Source organism: Bacillus sp. FSL K6-3154, from assembly GCF_040869395.1.
Classification (GTDB): domain Bacteria; phylum Bacillota; class Bacilli; order Bacillales; family Bacillaceae; genus Bacillus; species Bacillus safensis.
This window is the reverse complement of sequence record NZ_CP152033.1, coordinates 55138-71622: the sequence shown is the minus strand read 5'-3', so window position 1 is coordinate 71622 and position 16485 is coordinate 55138. Positions and strand designations below refer to the sequence as shown.

At 41.2% G+C, this 16485-nt stretch carries 19 protein-coding genes; 18 read left to right on the top strand and 1 reads right to left on the bottom strand.

The annotated features are described in order from the left end of the window. The first annotated feature begins 50 nt into the window (after window positions 1-50). The 9 genes from MHH61_RS00410 (at window position 51) to fni (ending at window position 8436) form a co-directional block, all read left to right on the top strand. Window positions 51-1022 (top strand): YpdA family putative bacillithiol disulfide reductase, encoded by a 972-nt coding sequence (locus MHH61_RS00410; protein WP_024422825.1) that lies wholly within the window; start codon window positions 51-53, stop codon window positions 1020-1022. A 155-nt stretch (window positions 1023-1177) separates the two neighbouring features. Next, window positions 1178-1828, top strand: coding sequence for a glutamic-type intramembrane protease PrsW (gene prsW, locus MHH61_RS00405; protein ID WP_125587283.1), 651 nt, complete (start codon window positions 1178-1180; stop codon window positions 1826-1828). A gap of 140 nt (window positions 1829-1968) precedes the next feature. After that, the gene (sleB, locus tag MHH61_RS00400; RefSeq protein ID WP_024422823.1) at window positions 1969-2880 is read left to right on the top strand and encodes a spore cortex-lytic enzyme; all 912 of its coding nucleotides are present in this window, start codon (window positions 1969-1971) and stop codon (window positions 2878-2880) included. Window positions 2881-2896: 16 nt separating this feature from the next. Then, complete coding sequence (ypeB, locus tag MHH61_RS00395; protein ID WP_125587284.1) at window positions 2897-4246, top strand: germination protein YpeB; 1350 nt, start codon at window positions 2897-2899, stop codon at window positions 4244-4246. 102 nt (window positions 4247-4348) lie between these two features. Next, window positions 4349-4996: a flagellar brake protein gene (locus tag MHH61_RS00390; protein WP_025093051.1), complete on the top strand. Its 648-nt coding sequence runs from the start codon at window positions 4349-4351 to the stop codon at window positions 4994-4996. A 63-nt stretch (window positions 4997-5059) separates the two neighbouring features. Beyond that, a complete protein-coding gene (locus tag MHH61_RS00385; RefSeq protein ID WP_024422820.1) occupies window positions 5060-5242 on the top strand; it encodes a DUF5359 family protein in 183 nt (60 codons plus the stop codon). Window positions 5243-5313: 71 nt separating this feature from the next. Further along, complete coding sequence (gene cmk / locus MHH61_RS00380; protein ID WP_024428083.1) at window positions 5314-5991, top strand: (d)CMP kinase; 678 nt, start codon at window positions 5314-5316, stop codon at window positions 5989-5991. Between the two features lie 223 nt (window positions 5992-6214). After that, a complete protein-coding gene (gene rpsA / locus MHH61_RS00375; RefSeq protein WP_056767151.1) occupies window positions 6215-7366 on the top strand; it encodes a 30S ribosomal protein S1 in 1152 nt (383 codons plus the stop codon). 14 nt (window positions 7367-7380) lie between these two features. Further along, window positions 7381-8436: a type 2 isopentenyl-diphosphate Delta-isomerase gene (gene fni, locus MHH61_RS00370; RefSeq protein WP_024428084.1), complete on the top strand. Its 1056-nt coding sequence runs from the start codon at window positions 7381-7383 to the stop codon at window positions 8434-8436. A gap of 16 nt (window positions 8437-8452) precedes the next feature. Here fni and MHH61_RS00365 read toward each other — a convergent pair whose 3' ends face one another. Beyond that, complete coding sequence (locus tag MHH61_RS00365; RefSeq protein ID WP_073206119.1) at window positions 8453-8584, bottom strand: YpzI family protein; 132 nt, start codon at window positions 8582-8584, stop codon at window positions 8453-8455. 180 nt (window positions 8585-8764) lie between these two features. Between MHH61_RS00365 and MHH61_RS00360 the strand changes: the two genes are divergently transcribed. From MHH61_RS00360 to hbs, 9 genes are all read left to right on the top strand, one after another. Then, the gene (locus MHH61_RS00360; protein ID WP_024428085.1) at window positions 8765-9307 is read left to right on the top strand and encodes a hypothetical protein; all 543 of its coding nucleotides are present in this window, start codon (window positions 8765-8767) and stop codon (window positions 9305-9307) included. Then, window positions 9304-10188: a YIEGIA family protein gene (locus tag MHH61_RS00355; RefSeq protein ID WP_024422816.1), complete on the top strand. Its 885-nt coding sequence runs from the start codon at window positions 9304-9306 to the stop codon at window positions 10186-10188. Before MHH61_RS00360 ends, MHH61_RS00355 begins: the two co-directional genes overlap by 4 nt. A 6-nt stretch (window positions 10189-10194) precedes the next feature. Beyond that, a complete protein-coding gene (locus tag MHH61_RS00350; protein ID WP_008344527.1) occupies window positions 10195-10389 on the top strand; it encodes a hypothetical protein in 195 nt (64 codons plus the stop codon). 159 nt (window positions 10390-10548) lie between these two features. After that, window positions 10549-11859, top strand: a complete 1311-nt coding sequence (gene der, locus MHH61_RS00345) for a ribosome biogenesis GTPase Der (RefSeq protein WP_024422815.1) — start codon at window positions 10549-10551, stop codon at window positions 11857-11859. A 14-nt stretch (window positions 11860-11873) separates the two neighbouring features. Continuing rightward, window positions 11874-12911: an NAD(P)H-dependent glycerol-3-phosphate dehydrogenase gene (locus MHH61_RS00340; RefSeq protein ID WP_125587285.1), complete on the top strand. Its 1038-nt coding sequence runs from the start codon at window positions 11874-11876 to the stop codon at window positions 12909-12911. A gap of 266 nt (window positions 12912-13177) precedes the next feature. Next, window positions 13178-13381 (top strand): DUF2768 domain-containing protein, encoded by a 204-nt coding sequence (locus MHH61_RS00335; protein ID WP_024422813.1) that lies wholly within the window; start codon window positions 13178-13180, stop codon window positions 13379-13381. Window positions 13382-13399: 18 nt separating this feature from the next. Further along, window positions 13400-14125 carry a hypothetical protein gene (locus MHH61_RS00330; protein ID WP_098677465.1) on the top strand — a complete coding sequence of 242 codons (726 nt, stop codon included), beginning with the start codon at window positions 13400-13402 and terminating at the stop codon, window positions 14123-14125. A 204-nt stretch (window positions 14126-14329) separates the two neighbouring features. Further along, the gene (gene spoIVA / locus MHH61_RS00325; protein WP_008344534.1) at window positions 14330-15808 is read left to right on the top strand and encodes a stage IV sporulation protein A; all 1479 of its coding nucleotides are present in this window, start codon (window positions 14330-14332) and stop codon (window positions 15806-15808) included. Between the two features lie 373 nt (window positions 15809-16181). Then, window positions 16182-16460 carry a non-specific DNA-binding protein Hbs gene (gene hbs / locus MHH61_RS00320; RefSeq protein WP_003215863.1) on the top strand — a complete coding sequence of 93 codons (279 nt, stop codon included), beginning with the start codon at window positions 16182-16184 and terminating at the stop codon, window positions 16458-16460. The last annotated feature ends 25 nt before the right edge of the window (window positions 16461-16485 follow it).

Below are 16485 nucleotides of genomic sequence, written 5' to 3'. Positions count from 1 at the left end.
TCAAACAGCCCAGCAATTGTTATTGCAGTGAAATGACAGGAGTGGAACAAATGAAACAAGAAAAAGCGATCATAATAGGAGGCGGCCCATGCGGGTTATCAGCTGCTATCGCATTCAAGCAAATTGGGATTGATGCACTTGTGATTGAAAAGGGGAATGTCGTGAACAGTATTTATCATTACCCAACACATCAAACCTTTTTTAGTACAAGTGAAAAGCTTGAAATCGGTGATGTCGCTTTTATTACTGAGAACCGTAAGCCCGTTCGTATTCAGGCACTTTCTTATTACCGAGAGGTCGTCAGACGAAAAAAACTGCGTGTACATGCTTTTGAAAAAGTAAACGCCGTGACGAAACAAGATGGCCGTTTTACGGTGAATACATCAAAAGACAACTATTCATGTGATTACGTCGTCATTGCGACTGGCTACTATGATCATCCAAACTATATGAACGTCAAAGGAGAAGACCTTCCTCACGTATATCACTATTTTAAAGAAGGACATCCATATTTTGATAAAGATGTGACGGTGATCGGCGGAAAGAACTCCAGTGTGGATGCTGCGCTAGAACTTGTGAAATGCGGAAGCAGAGTCACTGTGCTGTATAGAGGAACTGAATATTCATCCAGCATCAAGCCTTGGATACTACCAGAGTTTGAAGCGCTTGTCCGTAATGGAACAATTCGAATGGAGTTTGGTGCGCAGGTGAAAGAAATCACAGAAGAAGATGTGATCTTTACAAACCAGCAAAATCAAACGGATCGAGTGAAAAGTGACTATGTATTTGCTATGACTGGCTATCACCCAGATCATTCTTTCTTAGAAAAAATGGGTGTCACGATTGATCCAGAATCAGGCCGTCCAGCATTTGATGAACAGACGATGGAAACGAATGTTGAAGGTATTTTCATTGCGGGAGTCATTGCTGCTGGAAATAATGCCAATGAAATTTTCATTGAAAATGGTAGATTTCATGGCGGACTCATTGCAGAAGAAATCAATAAAAGAATCAACGGATAAAAAATGAACTGAATCCTTCAAAGGGGTTCGGTTCTTTTTTTTATAAATTGGGATTATATAGAAAGATATTTTTAGAAAAATGGGCCCGAGTCATATAAAAAAAGGGTAAATCATGGTACGATAATGAAGGATAATGTAGGGAAAGAGGTCTGGTTATGATCGCAATCATCTCAGCAGGTTTAGCTCCCGGCATCGCACTTTTAAGTTATTTTTATTTGAAAGATCAGTACGACAATGAGCCGGTTCACATGGTCATCAGATCTTTTATGCTAGGTGTCATACTTGTGTTTCCAACCATGTTTATTCAATATGTCCTTCAAGAGGAAAATATCGCAACAAACCCTATCTTGATTTCATTTGTGACGTCGGGTTTTTTAGAGGAATCATTAAAATGGTTTATTTTAATGGTCAGCGTTTATGCACATGCCCAGTTTGACGAACACTATGACGGAATTGTGTATGGAACGAGTGTCTCACTTGGTTTTGCAACACTTGAAAATATCCTTTACTTAGTCGGTCACGGGGTCGAATATGCGTTTACCCGTGCTTTATTACCTGTATCAAGTCACGCATTATTTGGTGTTGTGATGGGTTTTTATATCGGAAAAGCCCGCTTCTCTGATAAAAAAGAGCAGCGCAAATGGCTGATCCTTTCTTTAACGCTCCCTGTGCTGTTTCACGGCCTGTATGATTTCATTCTATTAGGGATGAAAAACTGGGGATATATCATGGTGCCGTTCATGATTTTTTTATGGTGGTTTGGTTTAAGGAAAGCAAAAAAAGCCCGTGCGGTAAAAATGGTGTAAATTTAATTTTGGAAAACGTCCTATTTGTTTATAGGGCGTTTTTTTGTCTTTTCCATCCAATTCTCTCCTGTGTTGAATGTATAAAAATAGGGATCGGAAGAAACATATATTCAAACATCAAAAGTACAGGAGGATCAAATATGGATAAAGCTCGTTTCATGAAACAAATTGTTCTTATCTTCTCAATCGTTCTTCTTGCGTCTTCACTTTTGACAGCCAGTAAAAGTGAAGCCTTCACCGCCCAAGTCATCCAGCGCGGGGCAACAGGAGAAGATGTAGTCGAGCTGCAAGCGCGGCTCCAATACAATGGTTTTTACAATGGCAAAATCGATGGCGTCTATGGCTGGGGAACGTACTGGGCCGTTCGCAACTTTCAAAGCCAATTTGGCATGAAGAAGGTCGATGGACTTGTAGGTGAGAAAACAAAAAGCTTATTAGTTCAAAAGACGAAATACTACAAAGAGTTTGTTCAAAAGCAGCTGCAGGAAGGGAACCAGTTTACCCATTATGGCGGGAAGCCTCTTGATCAGCAAACAAAGGCTCCTGCGCAAAGAAGTTCGCAAAAAAAGACAGCCCAAGGTACAAACGAAAATCAAAAAAGTCAAAGTGGATCATCTGGGAAGTCTGGCAATCAGTCAGGCAGCCAGCAGGGAAATCAAACACCAAAACAAACAGCAGCCAACATGCCTGGTGGTTTTTCTAGTAATGACATTCAGCTCTTGTCGCAAGCTGTGTACAGTGAAGCAAGAGGTGAGCCGTATGAAGGACAGGTGGCCATCGCGGCCGTTATCTTAAACCGTTTGAACAATCCGACCTTTCCAAATACGATCGCAGGAGTCATTTTTGAACCGCTTGCGTTTACTGCTGTAGCAGATGGGCAATTTTATATGACGCCAGATGAAACGGCAAAAAAAGCTGTATTTGATGCAATCAATGGCTGGGATCCATCTGAGAGCGCCATCTATTACTTTAATCCTGATACAGCAACAAGTCCATGGATTTGGGGAAGACCACAAATTAAACGAATCGGGAAACATATATTCTGCGAATAAAAAGAGGTGTAAATAAATGATCAGAGGAATATTGATTGCTATTTTAGGAATTGCTGTCATCTCAACAGGTTACTGGGGCTATAAAGAACATCAAGAAAAAGACGCCGTACTGCTTCATGCTGAGAACAACTACCAAAGAGCATTCCATGATTTAACGTATCAGGTGGATCAGCTGCATGACAAACTGGGCGCAACACTTGCGATGAACAGCCAAACATCCATCTCACCAGCACTTGCTGATGTATGGAGAATGTCATCAGAAGCGCATAACAATGTCAGCCAGCTCCCGCTTACATTGATGCCTTTTAATAAAACGGAAGAATTCCTGGCGAATGTCGGAGACTTTAGCTATAAATCATCAGTCAAAACTTTATCAGACGAACCATTAAATAAAGATACACACAAAGCCATTTCAGCCCTTTATAATCAAGCATCAGATATCCAAAACGAACTTAGACAAGTGCAGCATCTCGTCCTTAATAAAAACTTAAAATGGATGGATGTTGAAATGGCGCTCGCTGACGGCGATCGAAAGAACGACAACACCATCATTGACGGGCTGAAAACAGTCGAGAGAAATGCAGATGCATTTGCGGATGTCGATCTTGGGCCTACAAATGTGTCCACAGAAAAAGAAACACAAGGCTACAATCATTTAAAAGGCGATAAGATTTCAAAAAAAGAAGCGATCCGCATTGCACAGCAATTCACACCAGACCATAATCAACATTTTAAAGTGAGAAAAAGCGGCAGCAAAACCAAGCGCGACGTGTACAGCTTATCGATGTCTGATCCAGACAGCCATGCAAACTTTTATCTAGACTTAACTGAAAAAGGAGGACACCCAGTCTACCTACTTCAGAATCGTGATGTGAAAAAACAGAAAATCAGTTTGAATGAGGCATCAGAAAAAGCACTCAGCTTCCTAAAGAAGCAAGGGTTTGACACAGAATCGTTCCATTTAGATGAAAGTGCACAATTTGATAATATCGGTGTATTTACCTATGTTCCTCTTCAGAAAAATGTTCTGCTTTATCCAGATAGTATACGCATGAAAGTCGCATTGGACGATGGTGAGGTTGTTGGGTTTTCAGCGAAGGATTACTTAACGAATCATAAAACACGCGACATTAAAGCACCTAAAATCTCGCAAAAAGAAGCGAAGAAAACATTAAATCAGCATGTAAAGATCGAAGATACTCATTTAGCGATTGTGCAAAATGATATGTCAGAGGAAGTTCTGTGCTATGAGTTCCTCGGAACGATAAAAAACGATACGTATCGCATGTTCATTAATGCAGATACTGGAAAAGAAGAACGAGTAGATAAACTAAAAAACGCAGAACCTATATATAAAGACCTATAGAAAAGGAAACAAGGAAAAGGCTAATAAGTCTTTTCCTTTTGTTTTAGACATGGTTTAATATAGGAGAGGATACGATTTCACAGATGAAAAGAGTGATGAGGAATGTTACAAATAGGGGATGCAATCACAATCGAATATGTCAATGAGAACAAAGAAGTGAAAACAGCAAAATCGAAGGTTTTGGAAAATAATAACGATGATATTTGCATTAATTATCCAGCTGATAAAGAAACGGGACGCACCATCTACTTAAACCAGCAAACAGAAATCACCGTCTTCTTTTTTGACGAAAACCAAATTCCATACAAATGTACAAGCGAAGTCATCGGAAAAAGAAAAGAAGATATTCCGATGATTGTCATTTCCATTCCGCCAAAAGAAGAAATGATTCGCCTTCAGCGTAGAGAATATCTGAGAGTGGATACGATGGTCAAAGCTACTATCATGCAAACGGACGAAGAGGCCTTTGAGACGTTTATTGTAAATATGAGTGCTGGCGGCGTAGCAATCTCTGTTCCTGAGGGCGTGTCATTGAAAGAATATGGAGAAGTGGTCACAGAGTTTGAACTTCCCCTAAAAGAGCCCGTGAAAATAAAAGCGGTTGCAGAGATGAATCGAGTATATGAAGATGAACAGTCTGGCAAAAAAAGAGCGATCATGGAGTTTTCAGAGATCACAAATGAGCACCAGCAGCACATCATGAAATACTGCTTCCAGCAGCAGCTTTTAACACGTGTGAAAAAAGCATAAGAATAAAGGGTGTAAAAAGCTTCCATACTAGAGAGGAAAGAATCTAGCGTGGAGGCTTTTTGTATGAAGACAATGGAAAGATGGTTATTGAAAGTGGTGCTCATTCAGCTTGTTTTATTGCTCACCGTTCAGATCACACTTCATTTGACGAAAGGAGAACTTTTTTTGTCAAAAGTCGTGCAGTATGAGGGTGTGAACAACATGAGCATTGAAGAATGGATTGAAACGTTTAAGCAGAAGGATTGATAGAAAATTCCCCCGTTTGAGCGGTGATCGTGTTACAATTCATAAGGGAGATTCAATCAAGGAGAGGTATTATGAAAAAGAAATTATCTATTGCAATTGACGGTCCTGCAGCAGCAGGCAAAAGCACTGTGGCAAAAATTGTCGCAGCCAAAAAATCATATATTTATATTGATACAGGTGCTATGTACCGCGCGATTACACTTGCGGCACTCAATCAAGGTGTAGACCTTGAAGACGAACAGGCACTTGATTCATTACTGAAAAAAACGGTCATTGAACTAGTCACAACAGACGAGGGTCAAAAAGTCCATCTAAACAATACGGATGTCACAGAGGATATTCGCACAGACCGCGTAAGCAACCAAGTATCGGTTGTTGCAAAGCACAGAGCTGTTCGGGAAGAAATGGTCCGCAGGCAGCAAGAGCTTGGCAAACGAGGCGGCGTCGTTATGGACGGAAGAGACATAGGCACTCACGTACTTCCAGATGCTGAAGTGAAAATTTTCTTGCTTGCATCAGTAGAAGAAAGAGCAAAACGCCGCTTTGAAGAGAATCAGAAAAAAGGCTACGATGTCAATTACGATCAGCTGATTGAAGAGATTGCAAGACGCGATAAGCTTGATTCTGAGCGAGAAGTTTCACCTTTGAAGAAAGCAGATGACGCCATTGAAATTGACACCACTTCCCTTTCTATTCAAGAGGTGGCAGGGAAAATTTTAGATGCAGCAGACCGCGTGGAGAAACAGTAAGAAATTTTAGAAAACTTTTATAAGTTAGAGGTTTATCTCTTGACAAACAAGGTCTTTTATTAGAAGTTTATACTAATACTATTTTTATTGATCATTCAAGCAATTATATTGATTTGAATGTTTCTATAATACATATTCGGCTGGCAATCATCATGCTTAAGACACATATTCGCCCAGTCGTTTTAACTAAGCTGTGTAGGTTTGGACCAAGGAGGTTATCGAAATGACAGAGGAAATGAATCAAATCGATGTTCAGGTACCAGAGGTTGGAGATGTAGTGAAAGGGATTGTTTCTAAAGTTGAGGACAAGCATGTCAATGTAGATATCGTCAATGTGAAACAACCTGGTATCATCCCAATCAGTGAATTATCAAGTCTTCACGTTGAAAAAGCATCAGATGTCGTGAAAGATGGCGACGAGTTAGAGCTTAAAGTAACAAAGGTCGAAGACGATGCTTTGATTTTATCTAAACGTGCTGTTGATGCAGACCGCGCTTGGGAAGACCTAGAGAAAAAGTTTGACACAAAAGAGGTATTTGAAGCTGAAGTAAAAGACGTTGTAAAAGGTGGTCTTGTCGTTGACATTGGTGTGCGCGGATTTATTCCTGCATCTCTTGTAGAAGCACACTATGTAGAAGACTTCACAGATTACAAAGGGAAAACACTCTCACTTGTCGTGGTAGAACTTGACCGCGAAAAAAATCGCGTGATTCTCTCGCACCGTGCAGTCGTTGAGCAAGAGCAATTAGACAAAAAGCAAGACTTCCTGCAAAAGCTTGAAGTAGGCAGTGTGATTGATGGTAAAGTGCAGAGGCTTACTGATTTTGGTGCATTTGTTGACATTGGCGGCATTGATGGGTTAGTTCACATTTCTCAACTATCCCATGCGCATGTTGAAAAGCCATCTGACGTAGTAGAAGAAGGACAGGAAGTCAAGGTCAAAGTACTTGCTGTTGATCGTGATAACGAACGTATCTCACTATCTATTAAAGAAACATTACCAGGACCTTGGAGCCAAATTGGTGAAAAGGTAAAACAAGGTGATGTGCTTGAAGGAACCGTTCAACGTCTTGTGAGCTTTGGTGCATTTGTTGAAATTCTGCCAGGTGTAGAAGGGCTTGTGCATATTTCCCAAATCTCTCATAAACATATCGGCACGCCGCAAGAAGTCCTTGAAGAAGGGCAGACTGTGAAAGTGAAAGTGCTTGATGTGAATGAAGACGAAGAGCGCATTTCACTAAGCATCCGTGATTTAGAAGAAAATCCTGAAAAACAAATCGAAGAGGATTATCGTCAATATCAGGCGAAAGAAGAAAACACAAGCGGCTTCCAGCTTGGTGACCTGATCGGCGATAAACTCAATAAACTAAAATAATTTGGTGATCAAAATTGACGCGAGCAGAAAGAAAGAAGCAGCATATTGAGCATGCGTTGTCCACTGGCCAGCATGCAGCAACAGGTTTAGATGATGTTTCCTTCGTTCACGCCAGTTTACCAGATCTTGCGACATCACAAATTGATACACATACGACAATTGGCGGACTGACTTTCGGTTCGCCAATTTTTATCAATGCAATGACTGGCGGAGGCGGAGAATCCACCTATGAGATCAACCGCTCTTTATCGATCGCAGCGAAGGAGACCAATATCCCAGTAGCAGTTGGATCACAAATGGCTGCACTGAAAGATAAAGAAGAAAGACGAACATATGAAGTCGTTCGTAAAGTCAATCCGGATGGAATTGTATTTGCGAATTTAGGCAGTGAAGCGACAATGAAGCAAGCTCAAGAAGCAGTCAACATGCTCGAGGCAAATATGCTCCAAATTCATCTGAATGTCATCCAAGAGATTGTCATGCCTGAAGGCGATCGCGATTTCAGGGGGGCGCTTGAGCGGATTGCAGCTATCGTTGAATCTGTTGGTGTGCCTGTTGTTGTAAAAGAAGTCGGATTTGGCATGAGTAAGGAGACGGCAGGAAAGTTATTCCATGCTGGGGTTGCAGCCGTTGATGTAGGCGGATTTGGTGGAACGAACTTTTCTAAGATTGAAAATCTCCGCCGCCAAAAAGCACTTCGTTATTTTGATCAATGGGGAATTCCAACTGCAGCGAGTCTTGCTGAAGTACATACAGCCTTTCCGAATCAAACGATTTTAGCCTCGGGAGGTATTCAAGATGCTCTTGATGTAACCAAATCAATGGCTCTTGGCGCATCTGCTGCTGGTCTAGCTGGATTTTTCTTAAAATCATTGACCAGTGGAGGAGAAAGCGGCCTCATCGCAGATATCATGGAACTTCAAGAAGATATCAAGATGATGATGACAGTGCTTGGCGTGAAGACGATTGAAGAACTGAGACAGGCTCAAGTTGTGATCTCAGGGGAAACAAGTCATTGGCTTAAAGAAAGAGGCGTTGACACAACGTACTATAGTAAGAGAGGCATGTGATATCACATGCCTTTTTTTATTGATTTCTTTTTCGAGCGCTTTCTGGACCTTCTAATGCTGTTGCACCCTTATGATGAATGGATTGATCGCGGTCAGATTCCACTCTTCTTGACGCCTTTAAACGCTTTTCCTGTCTATCTTTTCCCATCATGTATCCCTCCTCAGGTTATTAGGGTGTCACCTCTTGCTTATTTCATACAAAGCCGGTAACGATCCGCATGTTTAAAAATTGGAGATTTTCCCATAATGTAATTGAGGTGATGAGGCGTTGGAGGCTTTGTACTATTATTGGTCTATATGGTTCGTTTGGATTATGGTGACATTTATCATGGAAAAAAGTTTGTGGCGCACCGTGCTGGGCTTCTGTGTACTTGTCCATATTATATTCAGTCATGTCATGATATCCGTTTTAGATATAAGCATCAATGCGGGTTTCTTGATGACTTTTTTATATGCATGTGCTGCTTTCGTCATATTCAGGCCTAGTTACCGAATGATGAGAATCATGCAATTGGGCTCGATGGTGAGTGCGTATGCCTTTTTTATGATATTTGCATTATATGACCCTGTTTGGTTCACGATAATAAAGGTGGATTGGGTCGTATTTGCCCTGCTGATCTTAATGTGTATGACATATGGACAGCCGTTAACGGAAAGAATCACCTTATGGATGATGTCAGTATGTCTTGGCGAAGCCCTTTATGCGCTGACGATTCACCGCCTCACATCATCAATTGTCATAGGGGATCTCTCTTTTCTTTCCTTCGTTGTACAAGGAGCCGTCTTCCTATTAGGAGTCGATCAGTTTGAAAAGCTCTTGAACGCCCGTTCATCAAGAAAATCAGTAAAAGGGGCTGCAAAATCAACATGACAGATTATACGTTTCCTGTGATTATTGGTGTCATCTTTGGGATGGCGGCCAGACTTTACATGTTAAGAACGGATTACCGGCAATACCCTACGTATATTCATGGACAAGTGATTCACATTGCACTTGGTTTTATTGCGTCAGGATTAGGTGCGATCATTATGCCTGCACTAATTCAGGAGGAATTTACAGCGATTACCTTTCTCACTTTGGCAGCCACGCAATTTCGAGATGTCCGAAATATGGAAAGAAATACGTTAACCCAAATGGATTCGTATGAGCTTGTCTCACGAGGCAGTACATATATAGAAGGCATTGCCATTGCCTTTGAAAGTCGAAATTATATTGCGATTCTCACTGCACTTATTACAACGACAGCCTGTATTTTCTTCTCGCTTGTTGTTGGAACAGTAGTCGGTATTCTTTGTTTTTTCATGGCAAAGCTATTAATGTCAGGCAGTCAATTAAAGGATATCGTCAGCATTCAAAAAGGGGAACTTCGCTTTGATGGGGCAGGGCTTTATGTGAATGATATATACATTATGAATATCGGACTGCCTGAAAAGCAAAAGCTCATTTTAGAGCATGGGATGGGTTTTATTTTGACGCCGAAAAATTTCAACTCTGCTACAACGATTGCTAACCTTGGACAGCGGCAAGCCATTTTATTTGATTTATCGAACGTGCTTGGCGTGTACCGCGATTCTGGTGAACCATCGCTCTGTCCACTCGCAAAACGTGATCTGAATACCGGTACACTTGGTGTGTTCATTTTACCGCAATGGCAGCGTGAAGATTTGGCTGTCCGTGTATTAGAAGAGGTGCCTATTTTAGAAAATGCCATAAGAATGCCGACAGATTTCATTAAAAAGAAAGTGAGGTAATAGGGCATGGCGAACACCATTGAACAATTTATATTGGCTGTGGCAACAACTAATAAAGAGCGGGTCATTGGCGGAACAGCGGTTTTTTTCTGTGAAAATAAAGAAGAGCTCGACATGTATGCCATGAATTTAGAGGCCATTTTAGATGGAATTGCACACGGCATTGGAGAAGATCTTTACTTGATTGTCAAACATTTTTAAGTTATTCATTGTGGTCTGATTAAAAATTGATATAATATATAAGTTGAACCCTTCATGTTTGAAGGGTTTATTTCATAAAACTGAATGAAAATTATAAATCCCGGTTGAAACATGATGATGAACATATTGAATCGCGGCTGGATTGAAAGGAAGGGTACTATGGGTAAACCTGTCGTAGCCATTGTTGGAAGGCCCAACGTTGGAAAATCTACAATTTTTAATCGAATCGCAGGCGAAAGAATATCGATTGTAGAAGACACACCTGGTGTAACAAGAGATCGAATCTATAGCTCTGCTGAATGGTTAAATTATGACTTTAATTTAATAGATACTGGTGGAATTGATATTGGAGATGAGCCATTCTTAGCGCAAATTCGCCATCAGGCAGAAATCGCAATGGACGAAGCGGATGTCATTATCTTTATGGTGAATGGCCGAGATGGCGTGACATCTGCGGATGAAGAAGTCGCAAAAATTTTATATCGCACGAAAAAGCCAGTTGTACTTGCTGTCAATAAACTGGACAACCCTGAAATGAGAAGCGACGTGTATGACTTTTATGCACTCGGATTTGGCGAGCCGTATCCGATTTCTGGAACACACGGATTAGGACTTGGTGATCTGCTTGATGCAGTGGCAGAACATTTTAAGAATTTACCGGATACGCAATATGATGAAGAAGTTGTCCAGTTCTGCTTAATTGGCCGTCCGAATGTAGGGAAATCTTCTTTAGTGAATGCGATGCTCGGAGAAGACCGCGTCATTGTCAGCAACATCGCTGGTACAACAAGAGATGCTGTCGATACGATGTTTACGTACAATCAGCGTGACTTTGTCATTGTTGATACAGCAGGTATGAGGAAAAAAGGGAAAGTATATGAAACAACAGAGAAATACAGTGTGCTTCGTGCATTAAAAGCCATTGACCGCTCTGATGTTGTCGCTGTTGTACTTGACGGCGAGGAAGGCATTATTGAGCAGGATAAACGAATTGCTGGCTATGCACACGAAGCTGGTAAAGCCGTTGTGATCATTGTGAACAAATGGGATGCTGTTGAAAAAGATGAGCGCACGATGAAGGAATTTGAGCAAAACATCCGCGAGCATTTTCAATTCCTTGATTATGCACCTGTCTTGTTTATGTCTGCTCTTACGAAAAAGAGAATTCATACATTAATGCCGTCCATTATCACAGCAAGCGAAAACCATGCAATGCGCGTTCAAACCAATATTTTAAATGATATCATCATGGATGCGGTAGCGATGAATCCAACGCCGACCCATAATGGACAGCGCCTAAAGATTTACTATGCAACACAGGTGGCCATTAAGCCTCCTTCCTTCGTTGTGTTTGTCAACGATCCAGAGCTTATGCACTTTTCTTATGAGCGTTTCCTAGAAAACCGCATTCGAGATGCATTTGGTTTTGAAGGAACACCAATTAAAATATTTGCGAGAGCGAGAAAATAAAAAGGGTGAGCAGGATGAAGAAAATTTCAGTACTTGGAGCAGGCAGCTGGGGAACAGCTCTTGCGCTTGTATTAGCTGATAATCATCATGATGTACACATGTGGGGACATAGACAAGAGCTCATTGATCAAATCAATGAGAAACATGAAAATCATGATTACTTGCCAAATGTCGAATTGCCAGCGTCTATTCAGGCGACAACCGATATGAAGCAGGTTTTAGAGGGGACAGAGGCGGTTATTGTCGCTGTGCCAACAAAGGCCATTCGTGAGGTATTGAAGCAGGCAAATGAGCTGATCTCATCGAAGGTGCCATTTGTCCATGTCAGTAAGGGAATTGAACCAGATACACTTCTTAGAATTTCTCAAATGATTGAACAAGAAGTCCCTTCTGAGAAAAGAGAGGCTGTCGTTGTCCTATCAGGGCCGAGTCATGCAGAAGAAGTAGGTCTGCGTCATCCGACAACTGTCACTGTCTCATCACAAAATATTGAAGCAGCTCAATTTGTTCAAGATCTGTTCATGAACAATCATTTTAGGGTGTACACCAACCCTGATGTGATTGGGGTGGAAATTGGCGGCGCATTGAAAAATATCATTGCTCTAGCGGCTGGGATCACAGACGGACTTGGATATGGAGACAATGCAAAAGCGGCGCTTATCACTAGAGGACTCGCTGAAATCGCACGTCTTGGCACAAAAATGGGAGGGAATCCCCTTACATTTGCCGGATTAACAGGCGTTGGCGATTTGATTGTGACATGTACAAGTGTTCATTCGCGTAACTGGCGCTGCGGGAATTTACTCGGTAAAGGATATAAGCTCGAAGAAGTGCTTGAAAAAATGGGCATGGTTGTAGAAGGCGTCCGCACAACAAAAGGCGCTTATCAGCTCTCCAAAGAATACAAGGTCAGCATGCCGATTACAGAGGCTCTTTACGGCGTCCTGTTTGAAGGGAAAAAGGTGGACGATGCTGTAGAATCATTGATGGCACGAGTGAAAACACATGAGATGGAAGACCTTGTGAACATGTTTGAAAACCAAACAAAATAAAAGGAAAGACTGAACTTAGGCATGTAGAGGATGCAAGAATGGGAAGACTTGCATAACATAGCAATGAAGTTTGAATAGAGCTTTGCCTCTACAGAATGAGGAAAATAGTCGATCCAATGACTGAAGCAGAGTCCCCCTCTTTGCTTCAGTTTTTTTATGCGCTTTTTTCTGAATGATTGGAAAAATGATTGATATTTACCTTATTTTTGGTTTAAAATGAAATATAAACGCTTACAATTCGTTCGTTTTGAAGGGGGACAGGCACGATGAGTTTTGCTTTAATCAAGATGTGGTTTGCGCTTGGTTCAATGGGGCTCATGTTTTTAGCCGTAGTAACCATTTATCTCAGCAGGTTTAAGCTGAAAAGCAAATTTCTTAAAATAACGGCCTCGACCGTTGCATACAGCTTGATGCTGATATCAGGTATCATTGTGTTTTTAGTTGTCTTTAGCGGACCGGTCAATGAATAAAGAAAAAGGAAGAATGTGATGATCAAAGCAAAAGTCAGTGTCACACTGTTAGCATTTATTTTATTAACAGGATGTCTGTATCCAGAAAATCGCAAAGCTGAGAACCGGGTGCCATACGAAGAGCAGCTGCAAAGTGTACAGACAGCGATTGAGGAATTTCAAAAAGCAACAAATGGTCTTTTGCCTATAGAAACGAAAGAAGCAGACACGCCGGTTTATCAGAAATATGTCATCGACTTTAAGCGCTTGTCACCAAGATATTTACACGATGTACCGTCTACATCTTATGAAGGCGGGGGCGAATATATTTATGTCCTCACAGACGTCGAAAAGAAACCCACTGTGAAACTGCTTGATGTCAAAATGACGCAGACCATCAATGAATTACGGCTTAGAATCAAGATGTATCAAGATGAACATACATATCCGCCATACGGCAAAGTCGTATCAGCCAATTTATATACGCTAAATGAAAAAAAACTAGGATTAAAATCGCCGCCTGCGGTGATAAGTCCTGTGACAGGGAATTCCCTCCCACTACTGATTTCATCAAACGGTGACATCTATGTGGACTACCGCAGTGATTTTGCTCACATTTTGAAGAATACGAAGCAAAAGCTGAAACCAGGTGAAAACATTCAAGATGTATATTGGCAGGAAACCCCGTTTGTACCCGCGTTTTCTGTCCCATATACCATCAACAAAAAAGGTGAGCCTGCCTTTTTAGAAAAAAAGACGTCATAAACAAGAATGAACCTTTTTCCTCTGCATATAAATGAGGAGAAAGGTTTTTTTATGGCTAAACTTACTCTCAAAACAAAAAGGTGTCATATTCAAATAGGACAACGTCATACACATATATTGTCCAGACACCTTTCAAGCACAGTTTGATTGAAGAATAGAGTATTTCATTTGAAAACGAGGATAGCAAGTCCGGGAGGGGATCACTTGGAAAAAGTCGATATTTTCAAGGATATCGCTGAACGAACAGGAGGCGATATATATTTAGGAGTCGTTGGCGCTGTTCGTACAGGGAAATCTACGTTTATTAAAAAGTTTATGGAGCTCGTGGTGCTCCCGAATATCAATAATGAGGCAGATCGTGCAAGGGCACAGGATGAATTGCCGCAAAGCGCAGCAGGAAAAACCATTATGACCACAGAGCCTAAATTTGTACCGAATCAAGCAGCATCAATTCACGTGAGTGACGGTCTTGATGTCAACATCAGGCTTGTCGATTGTGTGGGATACACTGTCCCTGGTGCGCGCGGGTATGAAGATGAAAATGGCCCAAGAATGATCAATACGCCGTGGTATGAAGAGCCAATCCCGTTTCATGAAGCAGCGGAAATTGGTACACGCAAGGTCATTCAAGAGCATTCAACAATAGGTGTAGTGATTACAACAGATGGTTCCATTGGAGAAATTCCAAGACATGATTATATTGAATCTGAAGAACGTGTGATTGATGAACTCAAAGAGGTTGGAAAGCCATTTATTATGGTCATTAACTCTGTGAGGCCATATCATCCTGAAACAGAAGCGCTCCGGCAGGAACTTAGCCAAAAGTATGATATTCCAGTACTCGCCATGAGCGTAGAAAGTATGAGAGAGCAAGACGTACTCAGCGTTCTTCGTGAAGCATTATATGAATTCCCAGTCCTAGAGGTGAATGTGAACCTGCCAAGCTGGGTGATGGTGCTAAAAGAAGATCACTGGCTGAGAGAGAGCTATCAGGATTCAGTAAAGGAAACTGTAAAGGATATTAAAAGATTAAGAGATGTCGACCGTGTCGTTGGTCAATTCAGTGAATTTGATTTTATCGAAAGAGCGGGTTTAGCAGGAATTGAAATGGGTCAGGGGATTGCGGAGATTGACCTGTATGCGCCAGATGATCTATATGATCATATTTTAAAAGAAGTGGTTGGTGTAGAAATTAGAGGAAAAGACCATCTTCTAGAGCTCATGCAAGACTTTGCTCATGCTAAGACAGAATATGATCAAGTATCAGACGCATTAAAAATGGTGAAGCAGACTGGTTACGGGATTGCAGCGCCAGCGCTATCAGATATGAGTTTAGATGAGCCGGAAATCATTAGGCAGGGGTCAAGATTCGGCGTGAGATTAAAAGCGGTCGCTCCATCTATTCATATGATCAAAGTAGATGTAGAGAGCGAATTTGCACCGATTATCGGAACAGAAAAACAAAGTGAAGAGCTCGTCCGCTACTTAATGCAAGACTTTGAAGATGATCCGCTTTCGATCTGGAATTCAGATATATTTGGCCGCTCCCTCAGCTCCCTTGTCAGAGAAGGCATTCAAGCGAAGCTGTCTCTCATGCCGGAAAACGCAAGATATAAGCTGAAGGAAACGCTTGAAAGAATCATTAACGAAGGATCAGGCGGTTTGATCGCGATTATTTTATAGCAAGTGAGACCTCTCATTGATGGGGTCTTTTTTTGCGTGTAGAATGAGTCATAAAAAGACAATTGTATAAAGATTAGTCAGATTCAGGCTGAAATTAGGAATATTCGTTCGCAAAAGTGCCCTTAATCCTTGACGAATAAGGATTCTTCCCTTTAAAATGCTTGATATGGTATTTCATATGTGTTAATCTACTTACAGAAAATCTTCACTTTGTTGGACAAACATTCCTTCAAAGAGACGTTTTCTAATGAAAAGCCATGTATAACGCTTTCTAGACGCTCTTTTTTTCTGAAAAAGGGTATAGAAAGAAGACGAATTGTGAAGAAATGATAACAATCTACTGAATGCATATTTTTGGGAGGAGGTGAAAGGCATGAACAAGACAGAACTTATTAACGCGGTTGCTGAAGCAAGCGAGTTATCTAAAAAAGACGCGACAAAAGCAGTTGATTCTGTTTTTGATACAATTTTAGATGCACTTAAAAATGGTGACAAAATCCAACTTATTGGTTTTGGTAACTTTGAAGTACGTGAGCGTTCAGCTCGTAAAGGACGTAACCCACAAACTGGTGCAGAGATCGAAATCCCTGCAAGCAAAGTACCTGCTTTCAAACCAGGTAAAGCACTTAAAGACGCGGTGGCAGGTAAATAATCGTTATGTGTAATGATCCTGTTGA